Here is an 18379-nt window from a genome sequence, read left to right on the forward strand (position 1 = left end):
GGCGCCCGCTGCATGCGGGCGCCATGCTCTGGCAGCTGACCCAGATGTTGTGGGTCGGCGGATTATGGCTGGTGCACCTTGGTCTGCGGCCGGTGCTGGGCAAGATTGGCCTGGCGCCGCTGCTGATCGACGAAGTCGCCAGTGCGTTTGAAGTGCTGGTGGTGGGTTTCGCTGCCGCGTGCGTGATTTTTCAGGCTTTGGTGCTGGTACAGGCCGAAGGCCTTGCCAGTCTATGGCGGGATTTTCGCGGGCAAGTGCTGCTGATGGCGTTGTATGCGAGTGCGATGTATATCGCAGTGCGTGTCGGCTGGCCGGATGCGCAGCGCTGGCAGGTGTTCAGCTATCTTGTTCTGGGTTTTTCCGGGCTGGTGCTGGTGTTGCAGCCGGTGCCGGGATGGAGTGGCAGGGTGCGCGAAGCACACCCTTGACCCTTGCCATCACTTGAAGCGATGGACGTTCGACAGCTGCTTGTTGACGCTGAAGTTCTTGCGGTAAATCAGTGCCATCTTGCCGATGACTTGAACCAGATCGGCCTTGCCGACCTTGCACAGCTCTGCAACGGACGCCAGGCGTGCTTCGCGATCGAGGATGTTGAGCTTGATCTTGATCAGCTCGTGATCCGCCAATGCGCGTTCGAGTTCGGCTAAAACACCCTCAGTCAAACCGTTGTCAGCCACCGTCAAAACTGGTTTCAGGTGGTGACCGATGGATTTGTACTGTTTCTTCTGCTCTGGAGTGAGCGGCATAATCTGACCCTTTCGTCTGGATTCTGTAAAATGGCGGCCATTTTACCCGAGGGCTCGTGGATCCGCCCAATTAATCACGACCCTAATCAACGAGGTGCCCAATGGCGCGTTCCAAGACAAGCCTTGGTTGGCTGAAACGACATGTCAACGATCCCTATGTGAAGCAAGCGCAGAAGGATGGCTACCGCTCGCGTGCGAGTTACAAACTTCTGGAGATCCAGGAGAAATACAAGCTGATCCGTCCGGGCATGAGCGTCGTCGACCTCGGCGCGGCGCCAGGTGGCTGGTCGCAGGTCACCAGTCGGCTGATCGGTGGTCAGGGGCGACTGATCGCCTCGGACATCCTGGAAATGGACAGCATTCCGGACGTGACCTTTATCCAGGGTGACTTCACCGAGGACGCAGTGCTCGCTCAGATCCTTGAGGCCGTGGGTAATTCGCAGGTGGACCTTGTGATTTCCGATATGGCCCCCAATATGAGTGGTACGCCTGAAGTGGATATGCCAAAAGCCATGTTTCTTTGCGAACTGGCGCTTGATCTGGCGGAGCGGATACTCAAGCCGGGTGGCAATTTCGTGATCAAGATTTTTCAGGGCGAAGGGTTTGATGTTTACCTGAAGGATGCTCGTCGGAAATTCGACAAGATCCAGATGATCAAGCCGGACTCTTCCCGTGGCAGCTCCCGAGAGCAATATATGCTCGCTTGGGGTTATCGCGGTCGTAGCGAGTAAAGCGAGGTTTTTTGGCGGGGTGATAGGTTTTTCGTATTTCGCCCCGCGCGCATAAGCGAATATTGTGTAGAAAGTGTTTCACAAAGGGTTACAGACGGCGCCTGCCAGAGCTGTAGGTAATGTAGTAAGTTAGGCCGGTGAATATCATGCGAAGCGCGCGCCAGTAGCGGAGCTTGCTTCAGAGGGTAGTTAATTGAACGATATGGCAAAGAATCTGATCCTGTGGTTGATCATCGCGGCTGTCCTGGTGACGGTGATGAACAACTTCTCCAGCCCTAACGAGCCGCAGACCCTCAACTATTCCGACTTCATCCAGCAGGTCAAGGATGGCAAGGTCGAGCGCGTGGCCGTCGACGGCTACGTGATTACCGGCAAGCGCAACGATGGCGACAGCTTCAAGACCATTCGTCCGGCAATTCAGGACAATGGCCTGATCGGCGATCTGGTCGACAACCACGTCGTGGTCGAAGGCAAGCAGCCTGAGCAGCAAAGCATCTGGACCCAGCTTCTGGTGGCCAGCTTCCCGATCCTGGTGATCATCGCGGTGTTCATGTTCTTCATGCGCCAGATGCAGGGCGGTGCCGGTGGCAAGGGCGGGCCGATGAGCTTTGGCAAAAGCAAGGCGCGCCTGCTGTCCGAAGACCAGGTGAAAACCACCCTGGCTGACGTTGCCGGTTGCGACGAAGCCAAGGAAGAGGTCGGCGAACTCGTCGAGTTCCTGCGTGATCCGGGCAAGTTCCAGCGTCTGGGGGGCCGTATTCCTCGCGGTGTACTGATGGTCGGTCCTCCGGGTACCGGTAAAACCTTGCTGGCCAAGGCGATCGCCGGCGAAGCCAAAGTGCCGTTCTTCACCATTTCCGGTTCCGACTTCGTCGAAATGTTCGTCGGTGTCGGTGCCAGCCGCGTTCGCGATATGTTCGAACAGGCCAAGAAACACGCACCTTGCATTATCTTCATCGACGAGATCGACGCCGTTGGTCGCCATCGTGGCGCTGGCATGGGCGGCGGTCACGACGAGCGTGAGCAGACTCTCAACCAGTTGCTGGTCGAGATGGACGGCTTCGAAATGAATGACGGCATCATCGTCATCGCGGCAACCAACCGTCCTGACGTACTGGACCCTGCTTTGCTGCGTCCGGGTCGTTTCGACCGTCAGGTGGTGGTCGGTCTGCCGGATATCCGTGGTCGCGAACAAATCCTCAAAGTGCACATGCGTAAAGTGCCAATGGGTGACGACGTTGCTCCAGCTGTTATCGCTCGTGGTACTCCAGGCTTCTCCGGTGCTGACCTTGCGAACCTGGTCAACGAGGCTTCGCTGTTCGCTGCCCGTGCTGGCAAGCGCATTGTCGAGATGAAGGAATTCGAACTGGCCAAAGACAAGATCATGATGGGTGCCGAGCGCAAATCCATGGTCATGTCCGAGAAAGAGAAGCAGAACACGGCTTATCACGAAGCCGGCCACGCCATTGTCGGTCGCGTCGTGCCTGAGCATGATCCGGTCTACAAGGTGTCGATCATCCCGCGCGGTCGTGCGCTGGGTGTGACCATGTTCCTGCCGGAAGAAGATCGCTACAGCCTGTCCAAGCGTGCGTTGATCAGTCAGATCTGCTCGCTGTACGGCGGTCGTATCGCTGAAGAAATGACCTTGGGCTTCGACGGTGTGACGACCGGCGCCTCCAACGACATCATGCGTGCCAGTCAGATTGCGCGGAACATGGTGACCAAGTGGGGTCTGTCTGAAAAGCTCGGTCCGTTGATGTATGCGGAAGAAGAGGGCGAGGTGTTCCTGGGTCGTGGTGGCGGTGGTCAGAACGCCAGCTTCTCGGGTGAAACCGCGAAGTTGATCGATTCGGAAGTGCGCAGCATCATCGATCAGTGCTACGGCACCGCCAAACAGATCCTTACGGACAACCGTGACAAGCTCGATGCCATGGCCGATGCCCTGATGAAGTACGAGACGATCGATGCCGAACAGATCGACGACATCATGGCGGGTCGCACGCCACGCGAACCTCGCGACTGGTCGGGTGGCACCGGCACTGGCACGCCTCCTCCGGTGGTTCAGGATGAGCGTCCGGAAACACCGATTGGCGGTCCGGCTGCTGACGTTTAAGGTTTGAAATGACTTCTGTACAGTCCCTGACCCGGTTGCCTTGCGGCAACCGGGTTCTTGATTTGGCCCGGACGCATGTCATGGGCATTCTCAATGTCACTCCCGATTCCTTCTCCGATGGCGGCCGATACAGCCAGCTTGATGCTGCCTTGCGTCATGCCGAGGCGATGGTGTTGGCCGGTGCGACGCTGATTGATGTCGGCGGAGAGTCAACGCGGCCTGGTGCGCGAGCGGTTTCACCGCTTGAGGAACTGGAGCGTGTGGCGCCAATCGTGGAGCTGATCAATCGCGAGCTGGATGTGATCATCTCTGTCGATACATCGACTCCAGCCGTCATGCGGGAAACTGCACGCCTGGGCGCCGGGTTGATCAACGACGTGCGATCACTGCGGCGTGACGGTGCGCTGGATGCCGCTGCGGCCACGGGGTTGCCGGTCTGTCTGATGCATATGCTGGGTGAGCCCGGTGACATGCAGGACAACCCGCAATATCAGGATGTCACTCGGGAAGTGGGTGAGTTTCTCGCCGAGCGTATGGAGCGATGCGCGTCGGCTGGCATACCTGCGGAGCGGATCATTCTCGATCCTGGCTTCGGTTTCGCCAAAACCCTGCAGCACAATCTAAGCTTGTTCAGGCATATGGATGCCCTTCATGCATTGGGGCGACCTCTGTTGGTCGGCGTCTCGCGTAAAAGCATGATCGGGCAGGCACTGAATCGCCCTGTGGGCGAGCGCCTGTATGGTGGTTTGGCCCTGGCTGCACTGGCGTCCGTCAAGGGCGCGCGTATATTGCGCGTCCATGATGTGGCAGAGACGGTGGATGTCGTGCGGATGATCACGGCCGTGGAATCAGCCGAATAAGAATGATGGAGCACTTATGAGCAAGAAATACTTTGGTACCGACGGTATTCGTGGTCGCGTCGGTGAGTACCCGATTACTCCGGATTTCATGCTCAAGCTTGGCTGGGCAGCAGGGATGGCATTCCGAAAAATGGGCGCCTGCAAGGTACTCGTTGGCAAGGACACACGAATTTCCGGTTATATGTTCGAGTCGGCTCTGGAAGCCGGCCTCACATCGGCAGGTGCCGACGTGATGCTGCTCGGGCCGATGCCGACGCCTGCTATCGCTTATCTGTCGCGCACATTCCAGGCTGAGGCCGGTATCGTGATCAGTGCTTCGCACAATCCTCACGACGATAACGGCATCAAGTTTTTCTCCGGTCGCGGCACCAAGTTGCCGGATGAGCTGGAGCTGATGATCGAAGAGCTGCTCGATACTCCAATGACAGTCGTCGAGTCGAGCAAGATCGGCAAGGTCTCGCGAATCAACGATGCATCCGGTCGATACATCGAGTTCTGCAAGAGCAGCGTGCCGACCAACACCAGTTTTGCCGGTCTCAAGATCGTGATCGACTGCGCGCACGGAGCAACCTACAAGGTCGCGCCGAGCGTCTTCCGTGAGTTGGGCGCCGAGGTTGTGGTGTTGTCCGCCCAGCCCAACGGCTTGAACATCAACGACAACTGTGGCTCGACGCACATGGGGCCGTTGCAGGCGGCGGTGCTTTCCGAACACGCCGACCTGGGTATCGCTTTCGATGGCGATGGTGATCGGGTCTTGATGGTTGATCACACCGGTGCGGTTGTTGATGGCGATGAGCTGATTTTCATCATCGCGCGCGATCTGCATGAGCGCGGCAAGTTGCAGGGCGGCGTGGTCGGTACGCTGATGAGCAACCTGGGTCTGGAGTTGGCCCTGGCGGATCTGGGTATTCCTTTTGTACGCGCAAATGTCGGCGACCGTTATGTGATTGCCGAGTTGCTGGAGCGTGATTGGCTGGTCGGGGGCGAGAACTCCGGGCATGTCGTCTGCTTCAATCACACCACAACGGGTGATGCGATCATCGCGGCGTTGCAGGTGTTGATGGCGCTGAAGACCCGCAACGAAGGTCTGGCGCAAACCCGCCAGGCGCTGCGCAAGTGCCCTCAGGTATTGATCAATGTGCGTTTTGGCGGCGGCGACAGTCCGCTTGACCACCCGGCTGTCAAGGAAGCCAGCAAGCGTGTAACCGAGGCGATGGCGGGTCGTGGCCGTGTGCTTCTGCGCAAGTCCGGGACAGAGCCTCTGGTGCGTGTCATGGTCGAAGGCGAGGATGAAGCACAGGTTCGCAGCTATGCCGAAGAACTGGCAAAACTGGTAACTGAAGTTTCTGCCTGATACGGCTTGCCAGCCATGATTGTGTTGGGTAACATCTGCGCCCACTTTGACCGACGAGGTACAGCATGCGTCGCCCTATGGTAGCTGGTAACTGGAAGATGCACGGTACCCGCGCCAGCGTCGCTGAGCTGATCAACGGCCTTCGTCATCTGGCCTTGCCAAGCGGTGTTGATGTCGCGGTATTCCCGCCTTGTCTGCATATCAATCAAGTGATTGATGGCTTGAAAGGAAAGTCGATTTCGGTCGGCGCGCAGAACTCTGCGGTGGAATCGATGCAAGGTGCATTGACCGGTGAAGTTGCACCGAGTCAGTTGGTGGATGCAGGTTGTTCCCTGGTGCTTGTCGGGCACTCCGAACGCCGCCAGATCATGGGCGAGCGAGACGGGATGCTGAATCGCAAGTTCGCAGCGGCACAGGCATGTGGCTTGATTCCGGTGTTGTGTGTAGGGGAGACCCTGGAGCAACGCGAAGCTGGAAAAACTCTTGAGGTTGTCGGGCGTCAGCTGGGCAGTATCATAGAGGAGCTGGGTGTCGGTGCTTTTGCCAATGCAGTGATCGCTTACGAGCCGGTCTGGGCCATTGGTACCGGGCTGACTGCAACGCCGCAACAGGCTCAGGATGTGCATAAAGCCATTCGCGAGCAGTTGGCGGCAGAGAATTCTGAAGTCGCACGAGGTGTGCGGCTTCTATACGGCGGCAGCGTGAAGGCGGCCAATGCGGTCGAACTGTTCGGCATGCCGGATATCGATGGGGGGCTCATTGGTGGAGCTTCCCTGAATGCAGATGAGTTCGGTGCGATCTGTCGCGCCGCGGGAAACTGAAAAAATGCTGGAAACAGTCGTAGTCGTTTTTCATCTGCTGGGTGCATTGGGCGTAGTTGCTCTGGTTTTGCTGCAGCAGGGTAAGGGTGCGGACGCTGGCGCGTCTTTCGGAGCAGGTGCTTCAAATACTGTGTTCGGAAGCCAAGGTTCCTCTACCTTTCTTAGTAAGTTTACTGCTATACTTGCCGCCGGTTTCTTCATAACCAGCTTGGGGTTAGGATACTTTGCTAAAGAGAAGGCTCATCAGCTGACTCAGGCAGGTTTGCCAAACCCGGCAGTGTTGGAAGTTCCAAAGCAACAACCGGCTTCTGATGATGTCCCGGTGCTTCAAGAGCAAAAGTCGGCTACTCCAGCGACTGACGTACCTCCAGCTCAAGAGCAGAAGTAAGAAGGGTTTCAAACGTAGTATTGCCGAGGTGGTGGAATTGGTAGACACGCAACCTTGAGGTGGTTGTGCCCATAGGGTGTAGGGGTTCGAGTCCCCTTCTCGGTACCAATTAGTCAGGAGAGCCCGCTGTTGCGGGCTTTCTTGCAGGTGGAAGGTTACATTGACCCTATTGGGGATCGGTCGTATACTTCCGCCCCAGCTTTGTCGCGGGGTGGAGCAGTCTGGTAGCTCGTCGGGCTCATAACCCGAAGGTCGTCGGTTCAAATCCGGCCCCCGCAACCAGTTTAAGGAGCCCCTTTTAAGGGGCTTTTTGTTAGCTGGACACTTTCAACGCCGCTGTTCGACGGCGTTTCAAGGATGGGCGTTTCGCCCATTTTTTTATTTTGCATAGCATGCACATACATGCACGAGGGGGTTCAGGTGTCGAGCAAGCTAGAAGAGTTGCAGGCCTTGCTGGCCCCGGTGGTCGTGGCCCTAGGCTATGAATGCTGGGGTATTGAGTTTTCGGCTCAAGGTCGCCACTCAATGTTGCGCGTTTATATCGATAAGGAAGGCGGCGTACTGGTGGACGATTGCGCCATCGTCAGCCGTCAGATCAGCGGTGTGCTGGATGTTGAAGATCCGATATCCGTTGAATACACCCTTGAAGTTTCCTCGCCAGGCATGGAACGCCCACTGTTCACTCTTGAGCAGTTTGCCAAATATGTCGGTGAACAAGTGAAGATCAAGCTGCGCTCGCCTTTTGAAGGACGACGCAACTTTCAGGGCCTTCTGCGCGGTGTAGAAGAACAGGATGTCGTGGTGCAGGTAGATGACCATGAATTCCTGTTGCCGATCGATATGATCGACAAGGCCAACATTATTCCCAGTTTTGACTGAGACGCGGATCCCGCGGATCCAATGGCTTGCGAAAGGCGAGGCGTACGATGAGCAAAGAAGTACTGCTGGTTGTTGAGTCGGTATCCAATGAAAAGGGCGTACCGGCAAGCGTAATTTTTGAAGCGCTGGAGCTGGCTCTGGCCACTGCTACCAAAAAGCGTTTTGAAGACGAAGTTGATCTGCGTGTGGAAATCAACCGCCACACCGGTTCTTACGAAACTTTCCGTCGCTGGACGGTCGTCGAAGAGAATGATCTCGATGATCCGGCCATCGAAACCTGGCCAAGCAAGGTTGCTGAAACGCATCCTGGTGCCAAGGTTGGTGACGTCGTCGAAGAAAAGATCGAATCCATCGAATTCGGCCGCATTGCTGCGCAGACCGCCAAGCAGGTCATCGTGCAGAAAGTGCGCGAAGCCGAGCGCGCTCAAGTGGTTGACGCTTATCGCGAGCGCCTGGGAGAAATCATCTCCGGCACCGTGAAAAAAGTGACCCGCGACAACGTGATCGTCGACCTGGGTAATAACGCTGAGGCGTTGCTGGCCCGTGAAGACATCATCTCTCGCGAAACCTTCCGTGTTGGCGTGCGTCTGCGTGCGCTGCTCAAGGAAATCCGCACCGAGAACCGTGGCCCTCAGTTGATCCTGTCGCGTACCGCGCCGGAAATGCTGATCGAGCTGTTCCGTATCGAAGTGCCGGAAATTGCTGAAGGCCTCATCGAAGTCATGGCCGCTTCCCGTGATCCGGGTTCGCGCGCCAAGATCGCTGTCCGCTCCAAGGACAAACGCATCGACCCGCAGGGCGCGTGCATCGGTATGCGCGGTTCGCGCGTCCAGGCCGTGTCGGGCGAGTTGGGTGGCGAGCGTGTCGATATCGTCCTGTGGGACGATAACCCGGCGCAGTTCGTGATCAATGCCATGTCGCCGGCAGAAGTGGCGGCCATCATCGTTGATGAAGATGCCCACGCCATGGACATCGCCGTTGGCGCAGACAATCTGGCTCAGGCCATCGGTCGTGGTGGTCAGAACGTGCGTCTGGCGAGCCAGCTGACTGGCTGGACCCTGAACGTGATGACCGAATCGGACATCCAGGCTAAGCAACAAGCGGAAACCGGCGACATCCTGCGCAACTTCATCGACGAGCTGGAAGTCGACGAAGAGCTGGCTCAGGTGCTGGTTGACGAAGGCTTCACCAGCCTGGAAGAGATTGCCTACGTACCGTTGGAAGAAATGCTCAACATCGACGGCTTTGACGAAGACATCGTCAACGAGCTTCGTGCTCGTGCCAAGGATCGCTTGTTGACCAAAGCCATCGCTACTGAGGAAAAGCTGGCAGACGCCCATCCGGCCGAAGACCTGCTCTCGCTTGAGGGTATGGACAAGGATTTGGCGATGGAACTGGCGGTGCGCGGCGTAATTACCCGCGAAGACCTGGCCGAGCAGTCTATTGACGACCTGCTCGACATCGACGGCATTGACGATGATCGTGCCGGCAAGTTGATCATGGCCGCCCGAGCCCACTGGTTCGAGTAATTAGGCGCGGCCTGAGGAGAGAAATGCATGACGCAAGTCACGGTGAAACAACTGGCCGATGAGGTCAAAACACCGGTAGAGCGCCTGTTGCAGCAGATGCGTGAGGCAGGTCTGCCGCACACCGCCGCCGAAGAACATGTGACTGACAGTGAGAAGCAATCCCTGCTGACTCACTTGAAGAGCAGTCACAAGGCGAAAGTGGAAGAACCACGCAAGATCACGCTGCAGCGTAAAACCACCAGCACCCTGCGTGTGGCTGGCAGCAAAAGCATCAGCGTTGAAGTCCGCAAGAAGAAAGTTTTCGTACAGCGTAGCCCGGAAGAAATCGAAGCCGAGCGCAAGCGTGAACTGGATGAGCGTCGCGCAGTAGAAAATGCTGCCCGTCAAAAGGCTGAAGAAGAAGCCCGTGTTCGCGCCGAAGAAGAAGCGCGTCGCCAGCCTGCTGCTGCATCGACCGCCACTTCCGAGCCTGTTGCAGCACCTGCGCCAGCCGCTGAACCTGTGCGCGAAGCTGCGCCGGTTGTGGCTGCAGCGCCAGCTGCCGACGCTCGCAAGCGCGACGAACAGCGCCGTCCGGACAAACCACGTGCCGACGACAACAACCGTCGCGGCAGTGGCGATGGCGAGCGCAAAAATGCTCCGCATCGCGCTTCGGTCAAGGAAAAGGCACCGGCTCCACGTGTGGCGCCACGCACTACCGACGAAGAAAGCGATGGCTTCCGTCGCGGCGGTCGCGGCAAGGCCAAGCTGAAGAAACGCAACGCCCACGGTTTCCAGAACCCTACCGGTCCTGTCGTGCGTGAAGTGAAGATCGGCGAAACCATCACTGTTGGCGATCTCGCTCAGCAGATGTCGGTGAAGGCTGCTGAAATCATCAAGTTCATGTTCAAACTGGGTACTCCAGCGACCATCAACCAGGTGCTTGATCAGGAAACTGCTCAGCTGGTAGCCGAAGAACTGGGCCACAAAGTGACCCTGGTCAGCGACACCGCTCTGGAAGATTCCCTGGCCGAGTCCCTGAAGTTTGAAGGTGAAGCCGTTTCCCGTGCTCCAGTCGTGACCGTAATGGGCCACGTTGACCACGGTAAGACTTCCCTGCTCGACTACATCCGTCGTGCCAAGGTAGCTGCAGGCGAAGCCGGCGGCATCACCCAGCACATCGGTGCGTACCACGTTGAAACCGACCGTGGCATGGTGACGTTCCTCGACACCCCTGGTCACGCCGCGTTTACCGCAATGCGTGCCCGTGGTGCCAAGGCGACCGACATCGTGATCCTGGTGGTTGCGGCGGACGACGGCGTGATGCCGCAAACCATCGAAGCCGTTCAGCACGCTGTTGCTGCTGGCGTTCCGCTGGTAGTTGCGGTGAACAAGATCGACAAGCCGGGCGCTGATCTCGATCGCATCCGTAGCGAACTGTCGGCCCACGGCGTGACCTCCGAAGAGTGGGGTGGCGACACTCCATTCGTTCCGGTCTCCGCGAAGATGGGTACCGGCGTCGACGAACTGCTTGAAGCTGTATTGTTGCAAGCCGAAGTTCTCGAACTGACTGCAACCCCATCGGCTCCTGGCCGTGGTGTCGTGGTTGAATCGCGTCTGGACAAGGGCCGTGGCCCGGTGGCGACTGTTCTGGTTCAGGACGGTACTCTGCGTCAAGGCGACATGGTGCTGGTCGGCTCGAACTACGGCCGCGTGCGCGCCATGCTCGACGAGAACGGCAAGCCGATCAAGGAAGCAGGTCCGGCCATTCCGGTCGAGATCCTCGGCCTGGACGGTACGCCTGATGCTGGCGACGAGATGAGCGTGGTTGCCGACGAGAAGAAAGCCCGTGAAGTGGCTCTGTTCCGTCAAGGCAAGTTCCGCGAAGTCAAACTGGCTCGCGCTCACGCCGGCAAGCTGGAAAACATCTTCGAAAGCATGGGTCAGGAAGAGAAGAAGACGCTCAACATCGTCCTCAAATCCGACGTCCGTGGTTCGCTGGAAGCATTGCAGGGCGCTCTGAACGGTCTGGGCAACGACGAAGTGCAAGTGCGCGTGGTCGGTGGCGGTGTCGGTGGTATCACCGAATCCGACGCCAACCTGGCACTGGCTTCCAACGCTGTACTGTTCGGCTTCAACGTGCGTGCCGATGCCGGCGCACGGAAGATCGTCGAGCAGGAAGGTCTGGATATGCGTTACTACAACGTAATCTACGACATCATCGAAGACGTCAAGAAAGCCCTGACCGGTATGCTTGGCAGCGATGTTCGCGAGAACATCCTCGGTGTGGCCGAAGTACGTGACGTGTTCCGTTCGCCTAAGTTCGGCGCTATCGCCGGCTGCATGGTGATCGAGGGTACTGTTCACCGTAACCGTCCGATCCGTGTACTGCGTGAAGACATCGTGATCTTCGAAGGCGAGCTGGAATCCCTGCGCCGCTTCAAGGATGACGCTTCCGAAGTGCGTGCCGGCATGGAATGCGGTATCGGCGTGAAGAGCTACAACGACGTCAAAGTCGGTGACAAGATCGAAGTCTTCGAGAAGGTTCAGGTTGCTCGCAGCCTCTGACTCGCGCACTTCAAGGGCCACGTCGGGCCGTCGCATGAAAATGCGCGGCACGGCGTCAGGACTCTAAACGCAACGCCCGGTCTGGCTTTTGTCAGGCCGGGCGTTTGCCGCTTTCAGACCTTGCGGGTTTCACCGCGGGGCAGTAACAGGTAACAAATCATGGCAAAAGAATACAGCCGTACCCAACGTATCGGCGATCAGATGCAGCGTGAGCTGGCCCAACTGATCCGTCGTGAAGTCAAAGACCCGCGCGTCGGCCTGGTCACCATTACCGCTGTTGAAGTCAGCCGTGACGTCGGTCACGCCAAGATTTTCATCACCGTGATGGGGCAGGACAACGCTGAAGACATCGCGCAAAGCATCAAGGTGCTCAATGCTGCCGCCGGTTTCCTGCGCATGCAGTTGGCCCGTGAGATGAAGCTGCGCAGCGTGCCGCAATTGCACTTCCACTACGACGAAAGCGTCGTGCGTGGCGCGCACCTGTCGGCCCTGATCGAGCGCGCCGTGGCTGAGGACAATCAGCACGTGGTTGCGGCAGAACCCGAAGACACCAAGGAGTAACTCGGTGGCTCAGGTCAAACGTATCCGTCGTAACGTCAGCGGCATCATCCTGCTCGACAAGCCGCTGGGGTTCACCTCCAACGCCGCGTTGCAGAAGGTTCGCTGGCTGCTCAATGCCGAGAAGGCCGGGCACACCGGCAGTCTCGACCCACTGGCCACCGGTGTGCTGCCGCTGTGCTTTGGCGAGGCGACCAAGTTCTCGCAATACCTGCTCGATTCCGACAAGGGTTACGAAACCCTGGCGCAACTGGGCAAGACCACCACCACGGCAGACGCCGAAGGCGAGGTTTTGCAGGAGCGTCCGGTGACCGTTGGTCAGGCCGACATTGAGGCGGTCCTGCCGAAATTTCGCGGGCAAATCAGTCAGATACCGCCGATGTACTCGGCCCTCAAGCGTGATGGCCAGCCGCTGTACAAGTTGGCCCGTGCAGGCGAAGTAGTGGAGCGTGAACCGCGTTCTGTTACTATTGCGCGCTTGGAATTGCTGGCCTTCGAAGGCGATACTGCGCGTCTTGCGGTGGATTGCAGCAAGGGCACCTATATTCGTACCCTGGTGGAGGATATCGGTGAGCAACTCGGTTGTGGTGCGTACGTCGCTGAATTGCGCCGTACCCAGGCCGGGCCTTTCACCCTGGCGCAGACCGTGACCCTCGAAGAGCTTGAAGCGGTACATGCCGAAGGCGGCAACGAAGCGGTCGACCGCTTCCTGATGCCATCGGACAGCGGCCTGCAGGATTGGCCACTGCTGCACTTCTCGGAACACAGTGCGTTCTACTGGCTCAACGGCCAGCCGGTACGTGCTCCGGATGCTCCGAAGTTCGGCATGGTGCGGGTACAGGATCACAACGGTCGCTTCATCGGTATCGGTGAAGTGAGCGAAGACGGGCGTATCGCGCCGCGTCGACTGATTCGGTCAGAATGACCGGAAACCAGCCTGTGTAACAGCAGGCTGGCGAGTGTGGCTGTTAACAGGCACGGTCACTACTCATTTATAGATACAGGGATTTGTCCCTGGCCTGTTGAAACTGTTTTTGAAACAGTTTCCTGATAAAAGGATTGCCTCATGGCTCTCGACGTTCAAGAAAAAGCTCAAATCGTAGCTGACTACCAGCAAGCTGTTGGTGACACTGGTTCGCCAGAAGTGCAAGTTGCACTGCTGACCGCCAACATCAACAAACTGCAAGGTCACTTCAAGGCCAACGGTAAAGACCACCACTCCCGTCGTGGTCTGATCCGCATGGTAAACCAGCGTCGCAAGCTGCTGGACTACCTGAAAGGCAAGGACGTGAGCCGTTACAGCGCTCTGATCGCTCGCCTGGGTCTGCGTCGCTAATCAGCGATTGCGCTAGAGGTTGGTTGTCTGTCGTGCGTCAGTGGGATTCCCGCTGGCGCATGGCAGGCTCCCAGCCTCAAGTTTTATCTGGATACACGTTTTACCCCGGACAGACGTCGGGCCGATTCCCGGCATTGCCCAAGAATTTCGCAAGAAACCAGTTCCCCCAAGAGCCACAAAGAAGGTAGGACACCGTGAACCCGGTAATCAAAAAATTCCAGTTCGGTCAGTCGACCGTTACCCTCGAGACTGGCCGTATCGCCCGTCAGGCCTCCGGCGCAGTATTGGTCACCGTTGACGATGACGTCAGCGTATTGGTGACTGTAGTCGGTGCAAAACAAGCCGATCCGGGCAAGGGTTTCTTCCCTCTGTCCGTTCACTACCAGGAAAAGACTTACGCTGCCGGTAAGATCCCTGGCGGTTTCTTCAAGCGTGAAGGCCGCCCTTCCGAGAAAGAAACCCTGACTTCCCGACTGATCGACCGTCCGATCCGTCCGCTGTTCCCAGAAGGTTTCATGAACGAAGTGCAGGTTGTCTGCACCGTCGTTTCCACCAGCAAGAAGACCGATCCGGACATCGCTGCGATGATCGGTACCTCGGCTGCCCTGGCGATCTCGGGCATTCCGTTCGACGGCCCGATCGGCGCCGCTCGCGTTGCTTTCCACGAAAGCACCGGCTACCTGCTGAACCCGACTTACGAGCAGCAAGCTGCTTCGAGCCTGGACATGGTCGTTGCCGGTACTTCGGACGCCGTGCTGATGGTTGAATCGGAAGCCAAAGAGCTGACCGAAGACCAGATGCTGGGCGCGGTACTGTTTGCTCACGACGAGTTCCAGGTTGTGATCAACGCAGTCAAAGAACTGGCCGCTGAAGCCGCCAAGCCAACCTGGACCTGGGCACCTGCTCCAGAAGCCACCGAACTGCTGGGCGCTATCCGTGCCGAGTTCGGCGAAGCGATCTCCCAGGCTTACACCATCACCATCAAGGCCGACCGTTACGCTCGCCTGGGTGAGTTGAAGGATCAGGTTGTTGCCAAGCTGTCCGGCGAAGAAGGCCAGCCTTCGGCTTCCGACGTTAAAGCCGCTTTCGGCGAAATCGAATACCGCACCGTTCGCGAGAACATCGTAAACGGCAAGCCACGTATCGACGGTCGCGACACCCGCACCGTGCGTCCGCTGAACATCGAAGTCGGCGTTCTGCCGAAGACCCACGGTTCGGCGCTGTTCACCCGTGGCGAAACCCAGGCTCTGGTAGTCGCGACTCTGGGCACCGCCCGTGACGCACAGCTGCTGGACACCCTGGAAGGCGAGAAAAAAGACCCGTTCATGCTGCACTACAACTTCCCTCCGTTCTCGGTGGGCGAGTGTGGTCGCATGGGTGGTGCCGGTCGTCGTGAAATCGGTCACGGCCGTCTGGCCCGTCGTTCGGTTTCGGCGATGCTGCCTGCCGCTGACGTGTTCCCGTACACCATCCGTGTGGTTTCGGAAATCACCGAATCCAACGGTTCGAGCTCGATGGCTTCCGTTTGCGGCGCTTCCCTGGCCCTGATGGACGCTGGTGTTCCGATGAAGGCACCGGTTGCCGGTATCGCCATGGGTCTGGTTAAAGAAGGCGAGAAATTCGCTGTTCTGACCGACATCCTGGGTGACGAAGACCACCTGGGCGACATGGACTTCAAAGTAGCCGGTACCGCCAAAGGCGTCACCGCGCTGCAGATGGACATCAAGATCAAGGGCATCACCGAAGAGATCATGGAAATCGCTCTGGGCCAAGCCCTGGAAGCGCGCCTGAACATCCTCGGCCAGATGAACCAGATCATCGGCCAGTCGCGTACCGAACTGTCGGCCAACGCTCCGACCATGATCGCGATGAAGATCGACACCGACAAGATCCGTGACGTTATCGGTAAAGGTGGCGCGACCATCCGTGCGATCTGCGAAGAAACCAAGGCTTCGATTGACATCGAAGACGACGGTTCGATCAAGATCTTCGGCGAAACCAAGGAAGCGGCTGAAGCTGCACGTCAGCGCGTTCTGGGTATCACCGCAGAAGCCGAGATCGGCAAGATCTACGTCGGCAAGGTTGAGCGCATCGTCGACTTCGGCGCATTCGTCAACATCCTGCCAGGCAAGGATGGTCTGGTTCACATCTCGATGCTGAGCGACGCTCGCGTAGAGAAAGTGACCGACATCCTGAAAGAAGGCCAGGAAGTGGAAGTGCTGGTACTGGACGTGGACAACCGCGGCCGTATCAAACTGTCCATCAAAGACGTGGCAGCGGCCAAGGCTTCGGGCGTTTAATCACCCCGTCGCTTTAGCGCAATAAAAATGCCCCGCCGTGAAAACGGCGGGGCATTTTTTTGTCTGCGAAATATCGAGATATCCCGCGAAGTTGCCGACCTTCAAGACCAGTGCTAGGTTTAGCCCACCGCCCGTGTAGCTCAGCCGGTAGAGCAGCGCACTCGTAACGCGAAGGTCGCAGGTTCGATTCCTGTCTCGGGCACCACTTCTCTTATTTCACCTTGCGGCTCAACTCCTCGACGGTACGTTTGAGCTGATCCATCGCGCGATCCTGATCATTGAGCTTCTGCTTCAGGCTGGAGATCTCGCTGTTGCTCGAACTGGAGCTGGAGCCGCTGTTGCGCTTGAGGTCTTCGACCTGACGGCTCAGCGTATCGAGCTGGCGGTCCTGTTCCTTGACCTTGTTCTTCAGATCGTCGATTTCTCTGCCGCTGGAGCTTGAGCTGGAACCGCTGCTGCGCTTGAACTCTTCGATCTGACGCGACTGCTCATTGACGGTGTCGCGCATCTTTTTCAGTTCCTCGACACCGATGCCGCTCTTGATCACTACGTCTTTGCCGAAATCGTTGTGAATGGCGGAGATCTGGTCGCCATAGGAAGGGCTGCTGCTACTCAGTTCAACTGCCATTGCGCTGGCCGGCAGGGCCAGGGTGCCCAGCAGGGCGGTCAGAGCGGTGGCGGACACAACAGAAGTAATCTTCGAAAAGCTGCGCATCACTGGGTTTCCTTGTGAACAGCGAAGGTAAGTGCCGATATGGCACATCGCTATGACTTGGAATTCCGGTTTATGTTCCCCAGGTCAACTTTTTGTGGGAGAGATGTAAAGACCCGTGTAATTCGCTCGCCAAACGTCCTATATTCGTTGTCTGCATGAGCATCGCCCAGCAGTTTTCAGATGATCCCGAATGGTTCCGAAGGCCGGACAATCCGCGTCAGAGAGATCCTTGATGATCCAGATCCATCTTCCATTCCCATGATCAGCGAGAACGACATGACTGTGAAAGAATTGACCCAAGAGCAAAGGCACGAACAGGCGCTGGAAAAGTACAAACTTGATGCGTCGGAGCTGATGGACGAGATCAAGGATCTGAGTCCCGATGAGCAGAAAGACCAGATCCAATGGGCGTTCGAAGATGAAGCCGAAGCCCAGGGATTGCAGCCGTGGGAACTGACGCTCAAATACACCAGCACCCCTGAAGAGTTCGAGGCCAAGCGCCTGGAGCTGCACAGGGAGGCGGCTGAAGTGTTGGGCGTCGAGTGGGAAGAATACTGCGAGATGAACAATCTGGTGGTCTGAAACAAAAACGCCAGCCTCGAAAGGGCTGGCGTTTTTTATTGCGCGTTCGATTCAGAGGCTGAGTCGCATCGACAGGTCTACGGCCTTCACATCCTTGGTCATCGCACCGATCGAGATGTAATCCACCCCGGTCTGTGCAATCGGCAGCAACGTGCTTTCGTTGATGCCGCCACTGGCCTCCAGTTTCGCCTTGCCGCCGTTCAGGCGCACGGCTTCGCGCATGTCATCGAGGCTCAGTTCGTCGAGCATGATGATGTCGGCGCCGGCGGCCAGCGCTTCCTTCAGTTCATCCAGGCTTTCCACTTCGATTTCCACCGGTTTGCCCGGCGCGATCTTGTGCGCGGCGGCAATGGCCTGCGGGATTCCGCCGCTGGCGGCGATGTGGTTTTCCTTGATCAGGAACGCGTCGTACAGGCCGATGCGATGGTTATGGCAACCACCGCAGGTGACCGCGTACTTCTGCGCCAGACGCAGGCCCGGCAGGGTCTTGCGGGTGTCGAGCAGTTTCACGTCGGTTTCTGCGACGAAGTCCGCAAGGTATTGCGCGCGGGTGGCCACGCCGGACAGCAACTGCAGAAAATTCAGGGCGCTGCGTTCGCCGGTCAGCAGCGAACGGGCCGGGCCTTCCAGGTGAAACAACGGCTGGTTCGGCGAAACCCGTTCGCCATCGCGTACCTGCCAGTGCACCGCCACCCGAGGATCGAGCTGACGGAACACCGTGTCGACCCAGGCTGTGCCGCAGATCACGGCAGCGTCACGGGTGATGATGGTGGCTTTGGCCAGGCGTTCGGCCGGGATCAGTTGCGCGGTGATGTCGCCGCTGCCGATGTCTTCGAGCAACGCACGGCGCACGTTGGCTTCGATTTCGGCGGTCAAATCGGCGAGACGTAGATTCGGCATAACGGGCTCCACAAACTAAG

18 protein-coding genes and 3 tRNA genes are annotated in these 18379 nt (G+C 57.9%); 18 read left to right on the forward strand and 3 right to left on the reverse strand.

Translation table 11 applies throughout. The features are described from left to right. Window positions 1-23 precede the first annotated feature (23 nt). A complete protein-coding gene (locus AC3WRD_RS05320) occupies window positions 24-428 on the forward strand; it encodes an MFS transporter (protein ID WP_102619396.1) in 405 nt (134 codons plus the stop codon). A 9-nt stretch (window positions 429-437) separates the two neighbouring features. Here AC3WRD_RS05320 and AC3WRD_RS05325 read toward each other — a convergent pair whose 3' ends face one another. Further along, on the reverse strand, window positions 438-746 hold the full coding sequence (locus AC3WRD_RS05325) for a YhbY family RNA-binding protein (protein WP_011332401.1): 309 nt from the start codon (window positions 744-746) through the stop codon (window positions 438-440). 101 nt (window positions 747-847) lie between these two features. Here AC3WRD_RS05325 and rlmE point away from each other — a divergent pair, with 101 nt between their 5' ends. The 16 genes from rlmE to AC3WRD_RS05405 all read left to right on the forward strand — a co-directional run bounded on the left by rlmE (window position 848) and on the right by AC3WRD_RS05405 (window position 16367). Then, complete coding sequence (gene rlmE, locus AC3WRD_RS05330; RefSeq protein ID WP_102619397.1) at window positions 848-1477, forward strand: 23S rRNA (uridine(2552)-2'-O)-methyltransferase RlmE; 630 nt, start codon at window positions 848-850, stop codon at window positions 1475-1477. Between the two features lie 202 nt (window positions 1478-1679). Beyond that, the gene (gene ftsH / locus AC3WRD_RS05335) at window positions 1680-3590 is read left to right on the forward strand and encodes an ATP-dependent zinc metalloprotease FtsH (protein WP_085711849.1); all 1911 of its coding nucleotides are present in this window, start codon (window positions 1680-1682) and stop codon (window positions 3588-3590) included. Window positions 3591-3598: 8 nt separating this feature from the next. Next, window positions 3599-4450 carry a dihydropteroate synthase gene (folP, locus tag AC3WRD_RS05340; RefSeq protein ID WP_102619398.1) on the forward strand — a complete coding sequence of 284 codons (852 nt, stop codon included), beginning with the start codon at window positions 3599-3601 and terminating at the stop codon, window positions 4448-4450. Window positions 4451-4466: 16 nt separating this feature from the next. Next, the gene (gene glmM / locus AC3WRD_RS05345; protein ID WP_102619399.1) at window positions 4467-5804 is read left to right on the forward strand and encodes a phosphoglucosamine mutase; all 1338 of its coding nucleotides are present in this window, start codon (window positions 4467-4469) and stop codon (window positions 5802-5804) included. 65 nt (window positions 5805-5869) lie between these two features. After that, the gene (tpiA, locus tag AC3WRD_RS05350) at window positions 5870-6625 is read left to right on the forward strand and encodes a triose-phosphate isomerase (RefSeq protein ID WP_096818836.1); all 756 of its coding nucleotides are present in this window, start codon (window positions 5870-5872) and stop codon (window positions 6623-6625) included. 4 nt (window positions 6626-6629) lie between these two features. Next, window positions 6630-7013, forward strand: coding sequence for a preprotein translocase subunit SecG (gene secG, locus AC3WRD_RS05355; RefSeq protein ID WP_011332406.1), 384 nt, complete (start codon window positions 6630-6632; stop codon window positions 7011-7013). A gap of 22 nt (window positions 7014-7035) precedes the next feature. Further along, a tRNA-Leu gene (locus AC3WRD_RS05360) sits at window positions 7036-7121 on the forward strand. 97 nt (window positions 7122-7218) lie between these two features. Further along, window positions 7219-7295: transfer RNA gene (locus tag AC3WRD_RS05365), tRNA-Met, on the forward strand. A gap of 138 nt (window positions 7296-7433) precedes the next feature. After that, window positions 7434-7892, forward strand: coding sequence for a ribosome maturation factor RimP (rimP, locus tag AC3WRD_RS05370; RefSeq protein WP_039769696.1), 459 nt, complete (start codon window positions 7434-7436; stop codon window positions 7890-7892). 47 nt (window positions 7893-7939) lie between these two features. Then, window positions 7940-9421 carry a transcription termination factor NusA gene (gene nusA / locus AC3WRD_RS05375; protein WP_003221546.1) on the forward strand — a complete coding sequence of 494 codons (1482 nt, stop codon included), beginning with the start codon at window positions 7940-7942 and terminating at the stop codon, window positions 9419-9421. 27 nt (window positions 9422-9448) lie between these two features. After that, complete coding sequence (infB, locus tag AC3WRD_RS05380) at window positions 9449-11968, forward strand: translation initiation factor IF-2 (protein WP_102619400.1); 2520 nt, start codon at window positions 9449-9451, stop codon at window positions 11966-11968. Between the two features lie 159 nt (window positions 11969-12127). Continuing rightward, window positions 12128-12529 (forward strand): 30S ribosome-binding factor RbfA, encoded by a 402-nt coding sequence (gene rbfA, locus AC3WRD_RS05385; protein ID WP_096818842.1) that lies wholly within the window; start codon window positions 12128-12130, stop codon window positions 12527-12529. 4 nt (window positions 12530-12533) lie between these two features. Further along, window positions 12534-13451 carry a tRNA pseudouridine(55) synthase TruB gene (gene truB / locus AC3WRD_RS05390; RefSeq protein ID WP_096818844.1) on the forward strand — a complete coding sequence of 306 codons (918 nt, stop codon included), beginning with the start codon at window positions 12534-12536 and terminating at the stop codon, window positions 13449-13451. A 141-nt stretch (window positions 13452-13592) separates the two neighbouring features. Next, entirely contained in the window at window positions 13593-13862 is a 270-nt protein-coding gene (gene rpsO, locus AC3WRD_RS05395; RefSeq protein WP_011332409.1) for a 30S ribosomal protein S15, read from the forward strand. 194 nt (window positions 13863-14056) lie between these two features. Next, window positions 14057-16162 (forward strand): polyribonucleotide nucleotidyltransferase, encoded by a 2106-nt coding sequence (gene pnp, locus AC3WRD_RS05400; RefSeq protein WP_096818846.1) that lies wholly within the window; start codon window positions 14057-14059, stop codon window positions 16160-16162. A 129-nt stretch (window positions 16163-16291) separates the two neighbouring features. Then, a tRNA-Thr gene (locus AC3WRD_RS05405) sits at window positions 16292-16367 on the forward strand. A gap of 6 nt (window positions 16368-16373) precedes the next feature. Here the strand turns inward: AC3WRD_RS05405 and AC3WRD_RS05410 are convergent. Beyond that, the gene (locus tag AC3WRD_RS05410; RefSeq protein ID WP_102619401.1) at window positions 16374-16877 is read right to left on the reverse strand and encodes a hypothetical protein; all 504 of its coding nucleotides are present in this window, start codon (window positions 16875-16877) and stop codon (window positions 16374-16376) included. Window positions 16878-17153: 276 nt separating this feature from the next. Here AC3WRD_RS05410 and AC3WRD_RS05415 point away from each other — a divergent pair, with 276 nt between their 5' ends. Then, a complete protein-coding gene (locus tag AC3WRD_RS05415; RefSeq protein WP_102619614.1) occupies window positions 17154-17459 on the forward strand; it encodes a DUF6388 family protein in 306 nt (101 codons plus the stop codon). 51 nt (window positions 17460-17510) lie between these two features. On the opposite strand, the gene nadC is transcribed toward AC3WRD_RS05415, so the two are convergent. Continuing rightward, entirely contained in the window at window positions 17511-18359 is an 849-nt protein-coding gene (gene nadC, locus AC3WRD_RS05420) for a carboxylating nicotinate-nucleotide diphosphorylase (protein WP_085711842.1), read from the reverse strand. Window positions 18360-18379: the final 20 nt, after the last annotated feature.

The sequence above is a fragment of the Pseudomonas sp. FW215-R2 genome, from assembly GCF_058789255.1.